The sequence below is a fragment of the Mesorhizobium sp. M2E.F.Ca.ET.219.01.1.1 genome (assembly GCF_004016445.2).
In the GTDB taxonomy this organism is placed as follows: Bacteria; Pseudomonadota; Alphaproteobacteria; order Rhizobiales; family Rhizobiaceae; genus Mesorhizobium.
Window position 1 is genome coordinate 1,016,266 of sequence record NZ_SADT02000002.1, and the last position, 16,374, is coordinate 1,032,639.

The following is a 16,374-nucleotide window of genomic DNA, read 5'->3' on the forward strand; positions in this document are numbered from 1 at the left end:
TCTGAGGCGGCGTCCTGGCCGTCCTCACAGAGCCCTTGTGATGCCGCCGTCGACGCGGATGTTCTGCCCCGTAATGTAGGCCGCCCCATCCGAGGCGAGGAACGAGATCGTCGCGGCGATCTCTTCCGACGTGCCGTAGCGCTTCATCGGCACAGCATGGCGGCGCTCCTCGGTCGCCGGCAGGCTGTCGATCCAGCCGGGCAGCACATTGTTCATGCGGATGTTGTCGGCGGCATAGGTGTCGGCGAAGATCTTGGTGTAGGCGGCAAGCCCGGCGCGCGCCACGGCCGAGGTCGGGAACATCGCGCTCGGCTCGAACGCCCAGGCGGTCGAGATGTTGATGATGACGCCGGATTTCTGTTTCTGCATCACCGGCGTCACCAGCCGGGTAGGGCGCACGGCGTTGAGGAAATAGGTGTCGATGCCCTTATGCCAGTCCTCGTCGCTGATCTCGATGATCTGCGCGCGCGGTCCATGGCCGGCGCTGTTGACCAAAACGTCGATGCGCCCCCAGCGCTCCAGCGCGCCGTCGGCAAGGCGCTTCAGGTCGTCGTTCGACTGGTTGGAGCCGGTGACGCCGAAGCCGCCGAGCTCCGTGCCCAGCGCCTCGCCCTTGCCGGAGGAGGAGAGCACGCCGACCTTGAAGCCGTCGGCCGCCAGGCGCTTCGCCGCCGCCGCCCCCATGCCGCTGCCGCCCGCCGTCACCAGAGCTACTTTTTCGCCTGCCATGTCGCTGTCCATCTGTTGAAATTGTTGAAAGCGCCTCTGTTAGCATGCGCAGGGCAGGGGAATGAACTAGATTGGATTGCGCCAGGTTGGTGATTGGCGAAAGCCGCGGAGCTGCCAATCTCCCCCCTTGCGGGGGAGATGGTCGGCAGACCAGAGAGGGGTGCTGTCCCGCCGACGTATCAGCGGCTATCCTTGCCTCAACTACCAAAGAGGTTCGCATCCAAGGAGTGTCAGCGCCGCGTTCCGTCACACCCCCCTCTGTCCTGCCGGACATCTCCCCCGCAAGGGGGGAGATTGGCAGCTCGCGCGCCGGCTCACCCTAAAAAAACCCATCAGCACCTTCGAAACCCTCGCGCAGCGCCCCGGCTTCACGTCGCCCGCCTTGAGCGGCACGCCTTTTCCCGGCGCCACCGCCGGCTGGTACCAGCTCCGCAGCGCCTGGTCGGCGGCGCAATAACCCCAGTTCACCAAATCGACGGTCTCTTCGCTGCCCAGGAAATGCAGCGATGTGCCGATATCGGCCGGCGCGGTCGCGGCGGTCTGCACGAAAGTCGGCTCGGTCGCGTCCGGCTTGCTGGCGATCGACCAGAAGACGCCGCGCGTCGCCGCATAGTCGGGCCGGGTCGCGTCTTTGGGCAGGCCGCGATCGTCGGCGTCCTTGGCCGCCTGGAAACGCGCCACCAGATCCCGTCGCCGCAGTGAGCGCACCTGGTTGTCGGTGGTGTCGAGCACGCGTTTGAGCTGCGAGAACCAGTTCCAGTAACCCGCCTTCGAAGCCTGCCACGGCGCGCCGGCATCGCTCACCAGCAGCCAGCGGCAGCGCTTCAGCGCCGGCTCGATGCCGTGATTGTCGTAGACGCCGCCATCGGTGAGCACGGCGCGGGAAGGCGGCACCGGCGCGCCGACACCCGGGTCGAGCTTGTCGTTCTTCCACGCGAAGGGCGTGAGGTCGAGCCGGAGCGGCGACAGGAAAGGCGGGAAGGCCGATGAGGCGGCCACCGCGGTTGCGACTGGCAGGTCGGCCTGGTAGGCGACGCCGATGCGGTAATCGGCGATGTAGCGCCGCGACAGGCGAAACAGCGAGCCGGTGCCAAGATTGCTCGAGCAGAACACGAACCAGGGCTTTTCCGGCAGGCCCTTCAGCATCGGCCTGGAGCCGTCGAACAAGTTCCGCTCGTAGCAGGCGGCGACCTCGCGCGCGGCGCTGGAAAACGGATTGAACAGGCCCTTGAGGATCGACGGCGCGTCGAGAAAGACCTGCGAGAACTCCAATATCCTGTGCAGATAGATATCGAAATTGGTGGCGACACCGCCAGCGAAGACGAAGCGTGGCCAGAGCACCGCGAGCAGCCCGGCCGCGATCGAGCCGCCCGAAACCGAGCTCACCATGTCGAGCTTCTGGAGCAGGCCCGCCTCGTTGAGACGGCAGAGCGCGCCGGCATGAAACAGCATGGCGCGGTAGCCGCCGCCGGACAGACACAGGCCGAGGTCGTAGCGCTCGGCCTTGTTGTCGATACTAACTGGCGCCGCCTCGGTATCCGGCGCTGCCGTCTCACTGGCCATGAATGACTCCGATCGTTCGGGCATGGCTGTTCCGGCGCCTAATCCAGCCCAGCACGGCCATTCTGGCAAGCGGCGGAATCGCGGACCTTCGGGGGTGTGCTGGTGATCGGCGAAAGCGACGAAGCTGCAGATCTCGCCCGAAAGGGGAGATCAAGCACTCCGCCCCCTACAGCTCCTTCTCCGCCAGCTCCCGGAACCCGTCCGGCACCGAGCGCGGGCCTTCCAGCGCCACCGTGCCGTAGCCGACGGCTTGCCTGCCGAAACGCTGGCGGATCTTGTCGATGGCGCGGTCGGCGCCGAAGCGGGCGAGGCCCTTGCGGCTGCCGGGCTTGCGCTTCTCATCCATCAGGCCGAGCGGCAGTTCGAGCTGCAGCTCGGCATGCTCCTCCAGATGCGAAACGGAGATGGCGAGCAGCGATATGTCCCGCTCGCCGGGATGAGCGGCCAGCACGCCGCGCACCAGCTCCTCGGCGATCTCGGCCAGCATTACCGTCGCCTGGATCGGCTGCTCCAGCGTCACCGAGCGGGTGACGGCGCGCAGATCGGCGAAGCGCACCCGCACCGTCACCGTGCGGCCGGGCCGGTCCTTGACGCGCAGGCGGCTCGCCACGCGGTCGGCCAGATGCAAGAGCGTCGGCACGAAGACGCGCGGCACCGCCGGCTTCCTGCCCAGCGCCGATTGCGCGCCGGCGGAAATCGCGCGCCGATGCGTCTCGAGCTTGCGCGGGTCGCGGTTCCAGGCGAGCGCGGCAAGCTTCTGGCCGGCGGCATGGCCGATCAGCCGCTCCAGCGCGCCGCTATGGGTGCGCGCCAATTGCCCGATGGTCTCGACGCCGATCTCGGCGAGCCGCGCCTTCGTCGCCGGGCCGACACCCCACATCAGCGTGACGGGCAGGTCGTGCAGGAACGCAAGCTCGGTGCCGGGCTCGACTACCACCAGCCCGTCCGGCTTGGCCACCTGCGAGGCGATCTTGGCGAGATGCTTTGTCCGCGCCACGCCGATCGAGATCGGCAGGCCGAGCTCGGCCTTCACGCGCTCGCGGATTCTTCGCGCGATCTCCTGCGGCGGACCGAACAGATGCGTGCAGCCGGCGACGTCGGCGAAGGCCTCGTCGATCGAGATGCGCTCGACCACCGGCGTGAAATCGTCGAGCACCTTGATCGCGGCGTCGCCGAGGCGCTGGTACTCGGAAAAATGACCGCCGACGAAGATGAGCTGCGGGCAGAGCTCGCGCGCCTTGCGGCCGGGCATGCCGCCGCGCACGCCGAACACCTTGGCTTCATAGGAAGCCGCCAGCACCACGCCGCCGCCGACGGCGATCGGCTTGCCGCGCAGTGACGGATCGAGCAGCTGCTCGACGGAGGCGTAGAAGGCGTCGAGATCGGCATGCAGGATGGTGGCGGCCGCAGCTTCATTCGTGGCGGCCATCGCGCGCTCCCATGGCCATTTGTGTGGCATTGCAGCATTAGCTGCGTCTTTTGTAAGGGGAATTAGTAGAACATAAAGAGAACAAAAGAAGCTCTCTGTCAAGCCGCCACGCTTGTACGTGCAAGCTTCCACAACCTGAAGCTACAGCCGCGAATGGACCGCAGCCTGAGATCACCCCTGGATCAGATCCTGCGAACTCGACAGGAAGCCGCCCACGGCGCCCCGTTCTTCACTGCCGAAATGAGGGCGAGGTCTGCGCTACGCCGGCTTGGCGTATTGTTCGGCGCTCAACACCTCGATGCACTGGAACGGCTGGTTGCCCTCCACCCAGGCGTCATGGCCGGGCGGGATGGTGTAGGAAGTGCCGGCCTCGAAGGTCTTTTGCGTGCCGTCGGTCATCCGCACGGTGATCGCTCCGGATACGACATAGCCGACATGCGAGACCTGGCAGCTCTCGGTCTTGACCACCGGCTTGACGCATTCGGACCATTTCCAGCCCGGCTGCATGTTCATCCGCCCCAGCGTGTAGCCCGGCAGCCGCACGATCTCGACACGCGTCTTGGCGGGCGCGCGGACCTCGTCGGGATTGTTGTGCGATTTGGATTCGAGTTTCGTCACCTGCATTGCAACTTCGGCCATGGTTTCCCTCCCATGTGAAGCGGCGCCCGACGTTGCGATCGTCGGCGACCGCAACCGGATTCATACACCCGATTATGAGAGGTTGCTAATACTTGAGCGCTCCCGGCGCTCGAAGATTTTTTTGGCGCCTTATCGGAAGTTAATGCGGAACCTGGTCGCCGGTGCTTTCCTGTTCTGGCGCTGGCACGGCGGTGGTTGAGGGACCCATCCGTTTTCGCCCGACAGGGAGAGAATTCGATGCGACCCTCGGCAACAATCAAGGCGCTATCGTCGCGGCCTCGTGCGTTCCCCCATCAGCCTCATGCCGAACCTGCTTCACCGCTGGCCGAGTGCCACGGCGGCGCGACATGTCGGCCAGGGAGGAACCTTGGGCGGGGATAATCGACAACCACCAGGAGGAAACCATGCTTGATCAAGCCGTCAAAGCCTATTCGCGTCCGCCGGTCATTGCCGCTCGCCGCGGCTCCCCGGCGCTTCGCCAATGCTGCGACAGCTACATCTCTCCGGTCTGCACGCAGGTCGTCGAACTGACGGATTATCGCCAGGTGCTTTGGCACCAGCAGCCCGGTCATCAGCCGATGGACCTCGAGGCCTGAATTCTACGTTGAATTGAAGGAGCAACAGTTGGCGCGGCCTGTCAAAAGGTGAAGCCGTCAGTTGGCGATGTCTTTTCTCCTTTCGCCGATTTCGAGGGCCGGGCAACGGCAGCCGAAAACGACTGTTCGGGCCTTCGGGCGACGGTCCGAGCCCTTGTTCGGACTGAAGTCTCATGCGTCGAGCGCAGAGGCCCGAGGCGCAGATTTTCGAGCAACAAGAGCGCCATCAATTCATTTGACTAGCAAGCCGCCGGACAAAGTCCCTTCATCGGCGGTCGACCACGGAGTGCCCATCATTCCTGCGATGTGATGGGCACTCCATTCCCTCTGGAAATCGACTTGGAGTTGCTGCCGTGCAACCCGGCAACATGATCGCGAACCTGATTGCCGCGCTGCTCCTGGCGCTGATGATCGGCGGCGTCTTCCTCCTCTTCGGCAGGCCGCTCTGGCCGCAACGCGATGCCCAGATGATAGTCCTTCTTCCAATCGACACCATGGCAACCGGATCGGTGCGCAGGGCCTGTGTCGAGCCATGCCTGCCGGCCCGCTTCGACCTCAAGCTCGCGCCGGCAAGGCCGCAGGGATGAAGCCGGCACGGGAACCGGTCCGCGCCTCACGCCGTTGACTGAGCGAAGGGATGGCCCAGCGGAGGCCGCCATGGACAATTTCGAACTCATCGATCTTCTGTGCGTCATCGACGCATGCGTGAGCGACCGTTCGGCCGGGCGCGTGGTGCCGATGTCGAGGGCCGTCGAGGAACTGCGCGTCCTGACCGGCGATTTCGTCTCGTCGGACGAGGATGCGGCCAATGCCTTGACGCAGGTCGCGCTCGAGCGCGGCTGCTCGGTTCTTTTCGACGAGCGGCCGGGCGCCGACATTATCGCGTAATTCAGCGCGGCGGCTGGGGCGACGGTTCCCGGCAGGGATCGGTCGTCGCGGCCCTTGGGAGCCGCCGCTTTGCGTCTCACTTCACCAGGGTGATCATCCGGCCTGCATACATCTCCCGGTTCCCCAGTTCGGCCGTGCAGTCCGACTTCACCGCGGAGTTTCCCGTCATCGCCACGGTGTCGCCCACCAGCCGCAGGCAACTGCCCTGCGCGCTCATGTCCGAATTTCCGGTATAGGTGATGGCCGCGTCCGGCGCGTAGATGAAGCCGCTCACCAGCGAGCCGGATCCGCCGTTCAGCGTCAGCGCCTGCGTGTTGCCATGCGCCTGGTAGATGGTGATGCCTTGATAGGGGCCGCTGGTGGGCGGCGAGAGGTTCACCTGCTCGTTGGCATTGATGTAGAGCTGCGAGTTCTCCATCAGGAAGATCGTCACGCCCTGGCCGCTCAGGCTGCCGTTGCCGCCCGGCTTTATGACGACGTTGCGCATGATGTAGGTGCCCGGATTGAGGGTGATCTTTCCCGACAGGCTCTTGTCGCAATAGGTGCCCGGCGAGAGCGTTATCGTCTTGCCGTTGGGCACCGGCAGGCAGAGCGTGTAGGCGGGCGGAACGACGTCGGCCAATGGATCGAACGAGGCGTACTGCTTTTCGTGCGGCGTGCCGCAGGAAAGCGTGGCGCTGGGCGGCGTCAATCCTTGCGTGCCGCCGACCGTCGAGACGCAGGCGGCGCTGACGATCGCCGAGCCGCCGCGATTGACGGAATCGGCGGCGTCCGAATTGGCCGCGATCACGCAGCCGGTCATCGCCACATTGGTCGAGCCCTGCAGGTTGACCGCGTTGTCGGCATGCTGGTTGAGCGCCAGCACGCAGGCCTGCGCGCCGGGCTTGATCTTGACCGAGGCGGTGCGAGTCGCCTGCCAGGCCGGCATGGCGCCGATGAAGGCCGGCCGGCTGATGCTCGACGACGCCGAAATGAAATAGGCGCTTGGATCGCCGCTGGCGGCGGCCTGGAAGGCGGCGAGGCTGCCCGACAGCTCCTGCGCGTCGGCCGCGCTCATATTGGCCGCGAAGAAGGTCTGGCCCAGTTGCTGCACGTCACCCGCCGACATGGTCGGCTGGTACTTCGTGCCGATTGCAAGGCCGGCGGCGTCCAGGGAATTCTGCAGCTGGGCGGCGTCGTCGCTGGTGCCGATCAGGTCGACGGAAGCTGCCACGCCAAGCATCAGCGGCACCATGGCAACCGCGGTCGCGACCGCGAAATTGCCGCGCTTCGAAACCCAAAACCGTCCAAGCATGGAGCCCGCCCTCGTCGTATTCCACAGAGTGATATGCGTGCCGTCTCTACGGGCGATTTCCAAAAAAGTTAAAATGCAGAAAGTGCTAAAATATTAGGTTTTACTGACGCTTAAACCTTAAGTCCTAAAGCAGTTGGGCCTTAAGTCTGAGTGTGCGCGGCGCAAGATGGGGGCCGAGGCCCGCTGCGGTCCTACCGATGCAAGTCGAGCGAAATAATTAGGCATTCGTTCATAAGGCAATGATGACGTGACCGCTGGGATACCGTGGGTGCGCTCGGCCATGGCCTTTTCAGGTCCATTCTTCAGGAATTTTTTTTCTCGGCTGACCCTTCGGCGCTTTTGCGAAGGCAAGGGCGGCAATGTCGCGACCATCTTCGCGTTCACCCTGCCGGTCGTCGTCGGCGGCGCGGGGCTGGGTGTCGAGACGTCCTACTGGTACTATTCGAGCCTGAAGCTGCAGGCGATCGCGGACGCGGCCGCCTATGCGGGCGCGCTGGAAAAGATCCAGGGGTCCGACACGGCCGCCATCACCGCAGCCGCCACGACATCGGCCGCCTCGAACGGGCTGGGCGGCGGCACCATCGTCGTCAACACGCCGCCCACCTCGGGACCGAACACGGCCAACAAGGCGGTGGAGGTCATCCTCGACCAGAACCTCGACCGGATGTTCACCTCCATCTTCACCCAGACAAAGGTGCCGGAACACGCGAGGGCTGTTGCGTTGATCACCGACGCTTCAAAGGCCTGCGTGCTGGCGCTCAACCCCTCCGCCTCGTCAGCGGCGCTGTTTTCCGGCAGCACGAGCGTGAAGCTCAACGGCTGTTCCGTCATGTCGGATTCGATCGCCAGTGACTCCATCAAGGTGCAGGGCTCGGCTGGGTTGCAGACCGATTGCCTGATTACCGCCGGTGGCGTTTCGCTGAGCAATCCGGTGACCACGGTCTGCAAGTCGCCTATGACCCAGGCCTTGCCGGCGTCCGACCCCTTCTCCAACGTGCCGGCGCCCGCGGCGACCAACCCGTGCAAGAACGTCAACGGCAACAAGACATCACAGACGCTGCAGCCCGGCACCTATTGCAGCGGCATGAGCCTCAACGGCATTGTCACGCTTTCTCCCGGGGTCTATGTCGTTCAGGGCAATATGAAGATCAACGCCAACGCCGTCGTTGTGGGCGCCGGGGTCACCATCTTCATGTCCGGCAGCAACACCGTCAGCATGAACGGCAACGCCACGGTGACGCTGAGCGCGCCGACCTCGGGCACCTATTCCGGCGTGCTGTTTTACGGCGACAGGACCGGCACCGCGGCGCAGAGCACCTTCAACGGCACCGCGGACTCGCTGTTGACCGGCGCGATCTATTTTCCCAGGCAGCAGGTCAATTATCTCGGCAACTTCTCAGGTGTGAACGGCTGCACGCAGGTCGTAGCCGATACCATCCAGTGGTCGGGCAACTCGACCATCAACCAGGACTGCTCGAGCCTCGGGATGAAGGACATCCCGGCCGCCCAGGCGGTTGCGGTCGTCGAGTGAGACGCCTGGTCCATCCATTGGTCCGGGCCATTCGCGATGAAACGGGCATCGCCGCGGTGGAGCTTGCCATGGTGCTGCCGGTCCTGTGCGCCGCATTGCTCGGTACCCTGGACGGCTGGTCCTATGTCACCAGCTCGATGTCGATGCGCGCCGGCGTGAAGACGGCCGCCAACCTCGTGATGGCCGGATCCTCCGACGACACGGCGATCCAGGCCGCCGCGCTGGCGAGCTGGGAAAACAAGCCTTCCGATGCCCAGGTCGTCATCAGCCGCATCTATAAATGCGGAACGACCGTCGTCGACGCCTCAACCCTTTGCAGCGGCCCGAAAGCGCCGTCGGTCTATGTCCAAATCCAGGCGACCGGCACCTGGACACCGCCCTTCACCTTCGGCCCTTACCCAGACAACACCACGCTCGGTCATTTGCAGGTGGTCCGTGTTCGATAGGGCAGTTCCAGGAGCGCGCAGCGGTTGGACCCGGCGGCTCCGGGCATTTGCCGGCAACGTGTCCGGCGGAAGCGGCATTGAATTCGCCCTGATCGCGCCCGTCCTGATCATGCTCTTGTTCGGAATCTTCGCTTTCGGCTGGTCGATGAACTCTACCTCCAGCGTGCGCTATGCGCTGGAAGCCTCGGCGCGCTCGCTGCAGCTCAACAACACGCTGACGCAGGCCGACATCCAGGCGGTCGCCACGCAGAAGCTGAAGGCGCTCGGCCTGAAGAATGTGAACGTCACCATTAACACCGATCCGGCGAGCGGCGGCTTCCGCATGGCCCATGTCAACGCCAGCTACGCCTTCGTCATCAACTTCCCCTATTTCAGCGACTATCAGATCAACTACACGACATCCGTGACCGTGCCGCTGGTCGGCGGCTAGTGCGTTTCAAGGGCACGCGCGAGCCGACATGGGCCAGCGGCATATATCCGCTCCGGCCGGCGCGTCATCTTAGCAATCCCTAAAGTCGCAAGCTTGACGCCAGCCAGGAATGCTAGGGATTTGCCGTCGTCCTGTCAGGAGGCAGCCATGACTTCTCCCGTTGGAAGCCAGCATTCCGCTGGCATCGTGCATCATTCGAGCAAACCTCAGGGATCGTCGGAAACCTTCCCGGGCAAGAGCGCGCAAAGCGTCGGCCACCTTGCAAAGGCCTCGGTTACCGAGACGGATGCGGGCGAGCCGAACGCGCAGGGAAAAGCCGCGTCCCGCATCGCCCGCATGGATCTGACGGTGCTCTCTCCAGCCGGCTCGGGCGAGGAATCGGATACCGCGCCCGACGCGCCCAACGCCGCCGGCGACGTGGAAGCCGCGTGAACCGGCTTTCCGTCCGCACTTGCGTCAAGTTGGCCTATCAACGTCCGTCTGGAATAGTCAGTGCAAGCGCTGGTGGTGAGCTGAAGGCTCTGAACCTCGTCATTCCAGGGCGGAGCAAGGAGCGAAGCGACGCGCGCAGACCCTGGAATCCATGCCATTACCTGGACCGAGGTGTGCAACGGTGCAGAATTTCTGGACCGCCGCGGCGCTTCCAAGTCACGGCATGGATCCTCGGGTCTGCGCGCGTCGCTTCGCTCCTTGCTCCGCCCGTGGATAACGACCGCGATAGGCGTCTCGGCCAATCGCCAAGGCATGGGATCTACCAACGCACACTAACCAACCGGTCAAAACTTCTGTGTTAAGGAACAACTAGCAGCCTTGCGTCGTCGTCTTCATCTGGCCGGGAGCGTTCGATTTGGCGCTGGTGTCCTGTTGTCCAGGGGCCGCCTGCTTCGCGGTTCCGGTCGTCTGTTGCCCGGGCGCGCAATCCTTCGCCGAATTCGGGTTGGTCGAGTTTGTTTTGGTCTGATCCGTGTCCTGGCTGCTGGGCATCGTGGTCGTGGATGAAGAACCCGACGAAGTGCCTGACGAAGTTCCAGACTGCGCTGCAGCCAGCCCCCCGGACATGGCGAACAGGGCGGCGACAAGAATAATGCGTTTCATCACGATTGGTCCTTTTGGGTAGCGTCCCTTCAGGTGTTTAACATCGGCCGGGCATGAGTGTTCCCGCGACCCGAACGCTCCCGATTTGCGGACTTTCGTATACCCAAATGCCCCCTAGGGACCATGGTCCGGCGAGACAAGGGCCCTCATTGTTCCAAACGGCCCAAACACGCACGGCCCTTTGTATTTCTGTTTTATTTCAACGGGTTAATGTAGTTTTTCGCGAAAAGCACCGGGCAAAGGCCGCAATGCTCTCATTTAACGACCGCAATTGCCTAAAGTTTATCCGACGCCGTTAGGAAATTCTCATATGAGGCTGCCTAGCGGTTGGGCCATACGAAGATTCATCTGCGGAGAAGCACAATGACATTGCGTAAGACACTTCTGGCATCCCTTGCCATTCTGGCCCTCGCGGCGGCCCCGGCGCTTGCCGACAACGGGCATGGCGGCGGCAACGGCAATGGCGGCAGCCATGGCGGCGGCAATGGCAATGGCGGCAACGGAAACGGCGGCGGCAATGCCGGTGGCAACGGCAACAGCGGCGCCACGCATGGCAAGTCGGCCTCGGCCCCGGGCCACAACAAGACCACCGACGACGGCTCGACCGACGACACGACGACCGCCGCCGCGCCGACCGCCGCCACGCCGAACATCCATTCCAAGCTCGGCCGGTTGAACTCCTTGCAGCGCAATATCAACGCCTACATGCATTCCAAGAGCAAGAAGTTCGCCGGCATCCAGTCCTATGTGACCCAGGCTGCCGCGGCCCAGAACGCCCAGGCCGCGCTTGACGCGGCGAACGCCAAGCTGGCCGCCGACCAGGCGGCCCTAACCGAACTTAGTGCCCAACTGGCCGCGGCGCAGTTGGATCCGACCACCCCGCCAGCGACAATCACCGACCTCGAAAATCAGATCGCAGCTCTGAACACGGCGATTACCGTTGACGATCCCCAGGCGATCGCCGATGCCCAGGCCGCGGTTACCGCTAATCCTGCGCCCACCGATGCGTCGCTCGACACGGCCCTGCAGGACATGGCCAACAAGCCGGTCGATCAGGAAGTGACGGACTGGGCTAAGGGCGTCCTGGCTGACAAGATCGACCAGGCCGCCGCGGCGACGGCGCCATAAGGCCGGCCGAACCGACCAGAGGGTGGACGAAACGCCGCCGGGCCTCGCCCGGCGGCTTTTTTGTGCGCCATAGCCTCAGCATGAAGCCATCCTCTTCGGCGTGGCCAGGCCGGGCCCATTTCGGCGGCGCGTCAGACCTCAGTCGTCTTGTCTTCGGCGGCGCACGGGGCCTATTTCATTGCTGCGCTCCCTGTTCTTGCCCTTCATGGCGCATGGTTCAGGCTCCGCTCTACCCCAGCGGAACCGAGCCCAGATATGGGGAGTTCAGGAGACGACAGTCGATTCCCCCGGGATGTAGCTGCTCCTTCATCGAGCCCGCCGCTGGTTCAGGCACCAGTAGGCGGGCTTTTGATAGGTCGGACGACGCAGCCCGGCCGAATGCAATTCGAGGGAAGTAACCTTCAGCCCCGTCCGACCAAACAGATGCAGCGTTTCGCCTTTTCCCGGAAACGGTGAAACGCTCTAATCGGCGTGATCGAGCAGGCGGGTGGCGTCCGGGCGGTCCCGGCCCTGTTTGCTCCCGGCGTGGTCGATGCCCTCGACCGTGATGGCGAACGTCCCGTTCTCGGTCCTGCCGATGAAGCCCTTCGCCTTGAGGTACCACAGGTGGAATTCGAGGTGCTCGCGCGGGCAGCCCGACAGGCGTTCGAGCTCCTCGTCGCCGATGCCCGGATTGTTGACGTCGCGTCGGCGCCGCACATAGAGAAGCGACAGCAAATTGGCCTGGATGACCGCATCCCTGTCCATGCCGCCGCCGTCGCGCGCGCCATCCGTGAGTTCGTGGCGAAGGCCCAGATGCTCGCGGTAAAGGATGTCGTACTGTGCCCGCTTGACTGGATCCCGCAGCGTATTGTGGGCCTCAACAATCTCGCTGAAGCGCGATTCATTGCCTGTTTCCCGATTATCGGGATGGTAGCGCATAGCAAAATAACGGAAAATCCGCTCGATTGTCTCAGAATTGGCGTTCGGGCTTATTTCCAGAACTTCGTAGTAGTCAATGAACATTAATCGTGCTTCCGAAATTACGGAAACCACTCCCCGAATCCAAGCATTGCCCAAACGCTGCGCATATGCAAGGCGGGCTTCGACAATCAGCCAAGTGAAAAGCCGTTCTTCCCGGGACGACACTCCCGGCGGAAACCGCTCACACATTTCCTGGAATTGCTCTAGGTTGGCGCGGTTTGAAATTCAGGTGGCAACCTGGATGGGAGCCGACCTCAAGCCCGGTTCCCTTTTGGCTCGCCTCGAAAGAGGCGAGCCTTTTTTTCGCGAAGCGCCTTTCGGCTTTCGTCCGAAGGTTTCACCGACCTAAAGCATGTCTCCCGAAAGTGGGAACCGGTTTCCGGATAAAGACATGCGTAAAATAAAATACCCTGAAGCGCATGGAGCGAATCTGAAAGATCGCGACGCGCTTTAGGTGTGCCATGGCTAATATGGCTTGGGGGATATAGACTTCACAGAGTCGGGTCCACAGAGGCATTGGGAGGGACAACAGAATGCCACGCGTATCGGAACTCTTCTTCAAGACGGCCATCGTTTTTCTCATCCTTGGCATCGCCGCCGGGCTGCAGATGGCGATTTCGGGCGATCACGGCGCCTTCCCGGCGCATGCCCACATCAACCTTCTTGGCTGGGTCACCAGCGCCATCTTCGGCGGCTATTATGCGCTCAATCCGGCCAAGGCCGAGCGCCGCATCGCCATGATCCACTACGGCCTCTATACGGTCGGCATCGTGATCATGCTGCCGGCGCTCTACTGGATGCTGGCGGCAGGCCATCCGGAGATCGAGCCGGTGGTGGCGATAGGCTCGCTGATCGTCGCCGCTGCGGTGCTGGTCTTCGGCTTCGTCGTCTTCTCGTCGTCGGAGACGGTGCGCTCCGCCTCGCCAGCCACGGCGTGCTAGCTTGCGGTCGGGCAGGGGCTTCAGCCTGGACGGGCTGAAGCCTCCGCCGGCTAAGGCAACAGCTTCGGAAACAGCAGCGAAATGACCGCCTGGATGATGCCGTCGCGCTCGAACGGGCCAGGCAATTTCGCGGGCGAGGCGCCGTCGCTCGACTTGGCCTCGTCGGTCACGCGGGCCTCGCCATGCACCAGCCACAGCACCGCCGCGAAATAGCCCGCCTGCAGAATAACCGCGGCAAGGACCGTCCAGCCCAATGCCGCCCAGAGCGATCCGGTGGACGCGAATGTCCAGCCGAGGACCACCAGAAGCGTCGCCGCCATTCCCACAAGAAACTGCGGAAAATACATTTGCCCAACCGAGCGCCGCGACCATTTCCAGTCGTCGACGACCTCGCCCATGTCTCTACCCGTCATGACCCTTGCACCTTTTCCGGGTGGACCGCAAGCTTGAACAATCTGCCCGGCGGCTTGGTCGCACCATCGTCCGCCCCCGACAGGGACCAAGGATGCAGGACTTCCTTGCAACAACCGGCAATTGCGCCGATCGTTCCGTGGGCCCGCATTCAAGCAACACTTATGGAACGTGCCGTCGGCCGCGCTGGCTATTTTCGGGCCGCGGCGGGACCTGGAAGAAAAAGGCCCGCATCGGCGGGCCTTGTTCTCTTCGTGCCGGTCCCTGTCAGGTCAGGATCAGGACGATCTTGTAAGTGTCGGGGTCGACGATGACGATACGCCCGTCGGCCAGCACGAAATAGTCGTAGGATTCATAAGCGGGCACGATCTTGACGATGCGGGCCGGCAGGCGGTGCAGCCGCACCTTATGCCGCGGCACCTCGACGCCGACCGAAATGTCGAAGCTGACGTCGCGGACCGGTTCCACCCTGGTCTCGTGAATGATCTGCGTGATCTGCGTCTTCTGCTCGACGGTCACGTTGTTGATCGAGGCCGTCTTGTCCTGGTCGGTCTGGACGGTGGTGTTGCCCTGCGCATTCTGCTGGGTCTTCGTGCCGGTGTTGGTCTGGGCATTCTGGTCGGTCTTGGTGCCGGTGTTGGTCTGAGCGTTCTGCTCGGTCTGCGTCTTGGTGTTACCCTGAGCATTCTGCTCGGTGGTGGCGCCGGCCTTGCCCTGAGCCTGCTGCTTCTTCTTGAGCTGCGTGTTGTCCTGGGCATTCTGGTCGGTCTTGGTGCCGGTGTTGGTCTGAGCGTTCTGCTCGGTCTGCGTCTTGGTGTTACCCTGAGCATTCTGCTCGGTGGTGGCGCCGGCCTTGCCCTGAGCCTGCTGCTTCTTCTTGAGCTGCGTGTTGTCCTCGGCGTTCTGATCGGTCTTGGTGCCGGCCTGACCCTGGGCCTGCTCATCGGTCTTCATCTTGGCCTTGCCCTGAGCCTGTTCCTGCGTGTTGGCGCCGGCCTTGCCCTGGGCGTTCATCTCGGTCTTCGATTTCGTTTCGCCCTGGGCCTGCCCGCCTGCCTTGCCGCCCTTCTGGCAATCGGCCGTGCCGGCCGCGCAATTATTGTCGCCGCCGCTTGGCTGCGCGGATTCGGTCTGCGCCATCGCGGCGCCGCAACTCACACTGAGCGCAATCATGCTCGTGATCAGCAGATGTTTCATTAGATTTCTCCTCGGAAAGTCGGTCCCTTCGCATGGGTAACCCCGCCCGAAACGCATTGTTCCGAAATTGCAGCAAGGGGCGATGAGCATGGTTTTGCGGAACACGGCGGCATAAATTTTTTGCAAGCGCCGGTCCGAAATTCGCAGGAACAACGCCGGACGATCGGCGTTACGAGAATGCCGACCGCTGTGGAAAATCGCAGGCGCAGCATCAAGGCGATTGATCCCACATAGGAGAGACGAACAATGAAAATGCACATCACCTCCGCCGCCGCCGGCCTGCTGCTTCTTGCCGGCATTGGCGCCGCTGCCGCGCAGGATGTCGTCATCGCGCCTGAGCAGGAAACCGTCATCAAGGAATATGTCCACAAGCAGCCGCTGGCTTCAGTGAAGGTTCCGGGTGTCGAGTTGAACATCGGCAGCACGGTTCCCGACACGGTCGAACTGCACGAGGTGCCGAACGTCAAATACCGTTACGTTGTCGTCGACAACCGGACGGTCATTGTCGACCCCGGCACGCGCAAGATCGTCAAGGTCATCGAATAGTCGTGATCGAATAATCGATACCGTGCCGCAAGCAGTTGGCCCGTCGTTCTGCGGCGGGCCATTAACCGATTATTATTTTGTTACCATATGCTAACGGAACCTTCCCGCCGCGCTTGAGTTAGCGGCTCTGGGCCCACGCTGTCTCAGAGACAACACAAATCAATGGCAGCGTGGAGATTCGGGCGGCGGCGAACAGGTACGGGCGGGGTCCAGGAGGAGTTTGACCAACATGTCGAAACGAGAAATCGGAACATCCCGTTCGCTCGGGATGCGCGTCGCCGATCTCAAAGCCAGGATGCGCGACGCCCGGATCACCGAACATGAGATGAAGACCTTCCAGAAGGTCGCGGCCATCATGGGGGGCGGCGAGGGCTCCCTACGCATCGAAGCGGACGACCTGATCGCCGCGTCCTTCGTCACCGAGGCGCTGGGCGAGTCGGCGCCGACCTGACCGCGGCCACCAGCCGAAAATCCCCGATCGATCCAGTCGACCGTCAGCCGCCAGGCGGCGGTCCGCGCGGACCGCCAGGCGGACCGCTCGTCGGGTA

At 63.3% G+C, this 16,374-nt stretch carries 20 protein-coding genes; 11 read left to right on the top strand and 9 right to left on the bottom strand.

What is annotated here, in order from left to right; all coding sequences use genetic code 11:
- Positions 1-24: 24 nt before the first annotated feature.
- The 4 genes from EN862_RS15515 to EN862_RS15530 all read right to left on the bottom strand — a co-directional run bounded on the left by EN862_RS15515 (position 25) and on the right by EN862_RS15530 (position 4,360).
- Positions 25-729 carry an SDR family oxidoreductase gene (locus EN862_RS15515; protein WP_127865169.1) on the bottom strand — a complete coding sequence of 235 codons (705 nt, stop codon included), beginning with the start codon at positions 727-729 and terminating at the stop codon, positions 25-27.
- Between the two features lie 246 nt (positions 730-975).
- Positions 976-2,292, bottom strand: coding sequence for a patatin-like phospholipase family protein (locus EN862_RS15520; RefSeq protein WP_127865170.1), 1,317 nt, complete (start codon positions 2,290-2,292; stop codon positions 976-978).
- Positions 2,293-2,458: 166 nt separating this feature from the next.
- Positions 2,459-3,721, bottom strand: coding sequence for a DNA polymerase IV (gene dinB / locus EN862_RS15525; protein ID WP_127865171.1), 1,263 nt, complete (start codon positions 3,719-3,721; stop codon positions 2,459-2,461).
- A 258-nt stretch (positions 3,722-3,979) separates the two neighbouring features.
- Entirely contained in the window at positions 3,980-4,360 is a 381-nt protein-coding gene (locus tag EN862_RS15530; RefSeq protein WP_127865172.1) for a cupin domain-containing protein, read from the bottom strand.
- Between the two features lie 404 nt (positions 4,361-4,764).
- Here EN862_RS15530 and EN862_RS15535 point away from each other — a divergent pair, with 404 nt between their 5' ends.
- From EN862_RS15535 to EN862_RS15545, 3 genes are all read left to right on the top strand, one after another.
- A complete protein-coding gene (locus tag EN862_RS15535; RefSeq protein ID WP_127865173.1) occupies positions 4,765-4,956 on the top strand; it encodes a hypothetical protein in 192 nt (63 codons plus the stop codon).
- Between the two features lie 353 nt (positions 4,957-5,309).
- Positions 5,310-5,543 carry a polymerase gene (locus tag EN862_RS15540; RefSeq protein ID WP_127865174.1) on the top strand — a complete coding sequence of 78 codons (234 nt, stop codon included), beginning with the start codon at positions 5,310-5,312 and terminating at the stop codon, positions 5,541-5,543.
- A gap of 70 nt (positions 5,544-5,613) precedes the next feature.
- Positions 5,614-5,844 (top strand): hypothetical protein, encoded by a 231-nt coding sequence (locus EN862_RS15545; protein ID WP_127865175.1) that lies wholly within the window; start codon positions 5,614-5,616, stop codon positions 5,842-5,844.
- A gap of 76 nt (positions 5,845-5,920) precedes the next feature.
- Here EN862_RS15545 and EN862_RS15550 read toward each other — a convergent pair whose 3' ends face one another.
- Entirely contained in the window at positions 5,921-7,138 is a 1,218-nt protein-coding gene (locus EN862_RS15550) for a TadE/TadG family type IV pilus assembly protein (RefSeq protein WP_127865176.1), read from the bottom strand.
- A gap of 247 nt (positions 7,139-7,385) precedes the next feature.
- Between EN862_RS15550 and EN862_RS15555 the strand changes: the two genes are divergently transcribed.
- From EN862_RS15555 to EN862_RS15570, 4 genes are all read left to right on the top strand, one after another.
- A complete protein-coding gene (locus EN862_RS15555) occupies positions 7,386-8,669 on the top strand; it encodes a pilus assembly protein TadG-related protein (RefSeq protein ID WP_245519592.1) in 1,284 nt (427 codons plus the stop codon).
- Positions 8,666-9,115, top strand: coding sequence for a TadE/TadG family type IV pilus assembly protein (locus tag EN862_RS15560; RefSeq protein ID WP_245519593.1), 450 nt, complete (start codon positions 8,666-8,668; stop codon positions 9,113-9,115). Before EN862_RS15555 ends, EN862_RS15560 begins: the two co-directional genes overlap by 4 nt.
- A 58-nt stretch (positions 9,116-9,173) precedes the next feature.
- Positions 9,174-9,545 carry a TadE/TadG family type IV pilus assembly protein gene (locus EN862_RS15565; RefSeq protein ID WP_245519594.1) on the top strand — a complete coding sequence of 124 codons (372 nt, stop codon included), beginning with the start codon at positions 9,174-9,176 and terminating at the stop codon, positions 9,543-9,545.
- Between the two features lie 147 nt (positions 9,546-9,692).
- On the top strand, positions 9,693-9,977 hold the full coding sequence (locus tag EN862_RS15570) for a hypothetical protein (RefSeq protein WP_127865179.1): 285 nt from the start codon (positions 9,693-9,695) through the stop codon (positions 9,975-9,977).
- Positions 9,978-10,346: 369 nt separating this feature from the next.
- Here the strand turns inward: EN862_RS15570 and EN862_RS15575 are convergent, their stop codons facing one another.
- Positions 10,347-10,640 (bottom strand): hypothetical protein, encoded by a 294-nt coding sequence (locus tag EN862_RS15575; RefSeq protein WP_127865180.1) that lies wholly within the window; start codon positions 10,638-10,640, stop codon positions 10,347-10,349.
- 363 nt (positions 10,641-11,003) lie between these two features.
- Between EN862_RS15575 and EN862_RS36175 the strand changes: the two genes are divergently transcribed.
- A complete protein-coding gene (locus EN862_RS36175) occupies positions 11,004-11,768 on the top strand; it encodes a hypothetical protein (protein ID WP_189401174.1) in 765 nt (254 codons plus the stop codon).
- Between the two features lie 462 nt (positions 11,769-12,230).
- Here the strand turns inward: EN862_RS36175 and EN862_RS15590 are convergent, their stop codons facing one another.
- Complete coding sequence (locus EN862_RS15590) at positions 12,231-12,773, bottom strand: J domain-containing protein (RefSeq protein WP_127865183.1); 543 nt, start codon at positions 12,771-12,773, stop codon at positions 12,231-12,233.
- Between the two features lie 491 nt (positions 12,774-13,264).
- Here EN862_RS15590 and EN862_RS15595 point away from each other — a divergent pair, with 491 nt between their 5' ends.
- Positions 13,265-13,672 carry a hypothetical protein gene (locus tag EN862_RS15595; RefSeq protein ID WP_127865184.1) on the top strand — a complete coding sequence of 136 codons (408 nt, stop codon included), beginning with the start codon at positions 13,265-13,267 and terminating at the stop codon, positions 13,670-13,672.
- Positions 13,673-13,722: 50 nt separating this feature from the next.
- Here the strand turns inward: EN862_RS15595 and EN862_RS15600 are convergent, their stop codons facing one another.
- Positions 13,723-14,085 carry an exopolysaccharide production repressor protein gene (locus tag EN862_RS15600; protein ID WP_245519595.1) on the bottom strand — a complete coding sequence of 121 codons (363 nt, stop codon included), beginning with the start codon at positions 14,083-14,085 and terminating at the stop codon, positions 13,723-13,725.
- 265 nt (positions 14,086-14,350) lie between these two features.
- Positions 14,351-15,280 (bottom strand): DUF1236 domain-containing protein, encoded by a 930-nt coding sequence (locus EN862_RS15605; RefSeq protein ID WP_127865185.1) that lies wholly within the window; start codon positions 15,278-15,280, stop codon positions 14,351-14,353.
- A 246-nt stretch (positions 15,281-15,526) separates the two neighbouring features.
- Here EN862_RS15605 and EN862_RS15610 point away from each other — a divergent pair, with 246 nt between their 5' ends.
- Both EN862_RS15610 and EN862_RS15615 read left to right on the top strand, forming a co-directional pair.
- Positions 15,527-15,826, top strand: coding sequence for a DUF1236 domain-containing protein (locus EN862_RS15610; RefSeq protein WP_127865186.1), 300 nt, complete (start codon positions 15,527-15,529; stop codon positions 15,824-15,826).
- Positions 15,827-16,055: 229 nt separating this feature from the next.
- Positions 16,056-16,277: a hypothetical protein gene (locus EN862_RS15615; RefSeq protein ID WP_127865187.1), complete on the top strand. Its 222-nt coding sequence runs from the start codon at positions 16,056-16,058 to the stop codon at positions 16,275-16,277.
- Positions 16,278-16,374: the final 97 nt, after the last annotated feature.

Coding starts and splice junctions, on each gene's coding strand:
- EN862_RS15590 (WP_127865183.1), bottom strand. CDS start 12,773: ATGTTCATTGACTACTACGAAGTTCTGGAAATAAGCCCGAACGCCAAT.
- EN862_RS15530 (WP_127865172.1), bottom strand. CDS start 4,360: ATGGCCGAAGTTGCAATGCAGGTGACGAAACTCGAATCCAAATCGCAC.
- EN862_RS15605 (WP_127865185.1), bottom strand. CDS start 15,280: ATGAAACATCTGCTGATCACGAGCATGATTGCGCTCAGTGTGAGTTGC.
- EN862_RS15600 (WP_245519595.1), bottom strand. CDS start 14,085: ATGACGGGTAGAGACATGGGCGAGGTCGTCGACGACTGGAAATGGTCG.
- EN862_RS15550 (WP_127865176.1), bottom strand. CDS start 7,138: ATGCTTGGACGGTTTTGGGTTTCGAAGCGCGGCAATTTCGCGGTCGCG.
- dinB (WP_127865171.1), bottom strand. CDS start 3,721: ATGGCCGCCACGAATGAAGCTGCGGCCGCCACCATCCTGCATGCCGAT.
- EN862_RS15575 (WP_127865180.1), bottom strand. CDS start 10,640: ATGAAACGCATTATTCTTGTCGCCGCCCTGTTCGCCATGTCCGGGGGG.
- EN862_RS15595 (WP_127865184.1), top strand. CDS start 13,265: ATGCCACGCGTATCGGAACTCTTCTTCAAGACGGCCATCGTTTTTCTC.
- EN862_RS15570 (WP_127865179.1), top strand. CDS start 9,693: ATGACTTCTCCCGTTGGAAGCCAGCATTCCGCTGGCATCGTGCATCAT.
- EN862_RS36175 (WP_189401174.1), top strand. CDS start 11,004: ATGACATTGCGTAAGACACTTCTGGCATCCCTTGCCATTCTGGCCCTC.
- EN862_RS15610 (WP_127865186.1), top strand. CDS start 15,527: ATGAAAATGCACATCACCTCCGCCGCCGCCGGCCTGCTGCTTCTTGCC.
- EN862_RS15545 (WP_127865175.1), top strand. CDS start 5,614: ATGGACAATTTCGAACTCATCGATCTTCTGTGCGTCATCGACGCATGC.
- EN862_RS15520 (WP_127865170.1), bottom strand. CDS start 2,292: ATGGCCAGTGAGACGGCAGCGCCGGATACCGAGGCGGCGCCAGTTAGT.
- EN862_RS15615 (WP_127865187.1), top strand. CDS start 16,056: ATGTCGAAACGAGAAATCGGAACATCCCGTTCGCTCGGGATGCGCGTC.
- EN862_RS15535 (WP_127865173.1), top strand. CDS start 4,765: ATGCTTGATCAAGCCGTCAAAGCCTATTCGCGTCCGCCGGTCATTGCC.
- EN862_RS15515 (WP_127865169.1), bottom strand. CDS start 729: ATGGCAGGCGAAAAAGTAGCTCTGGTGACGGCGGGCGGCAGCGGCATG.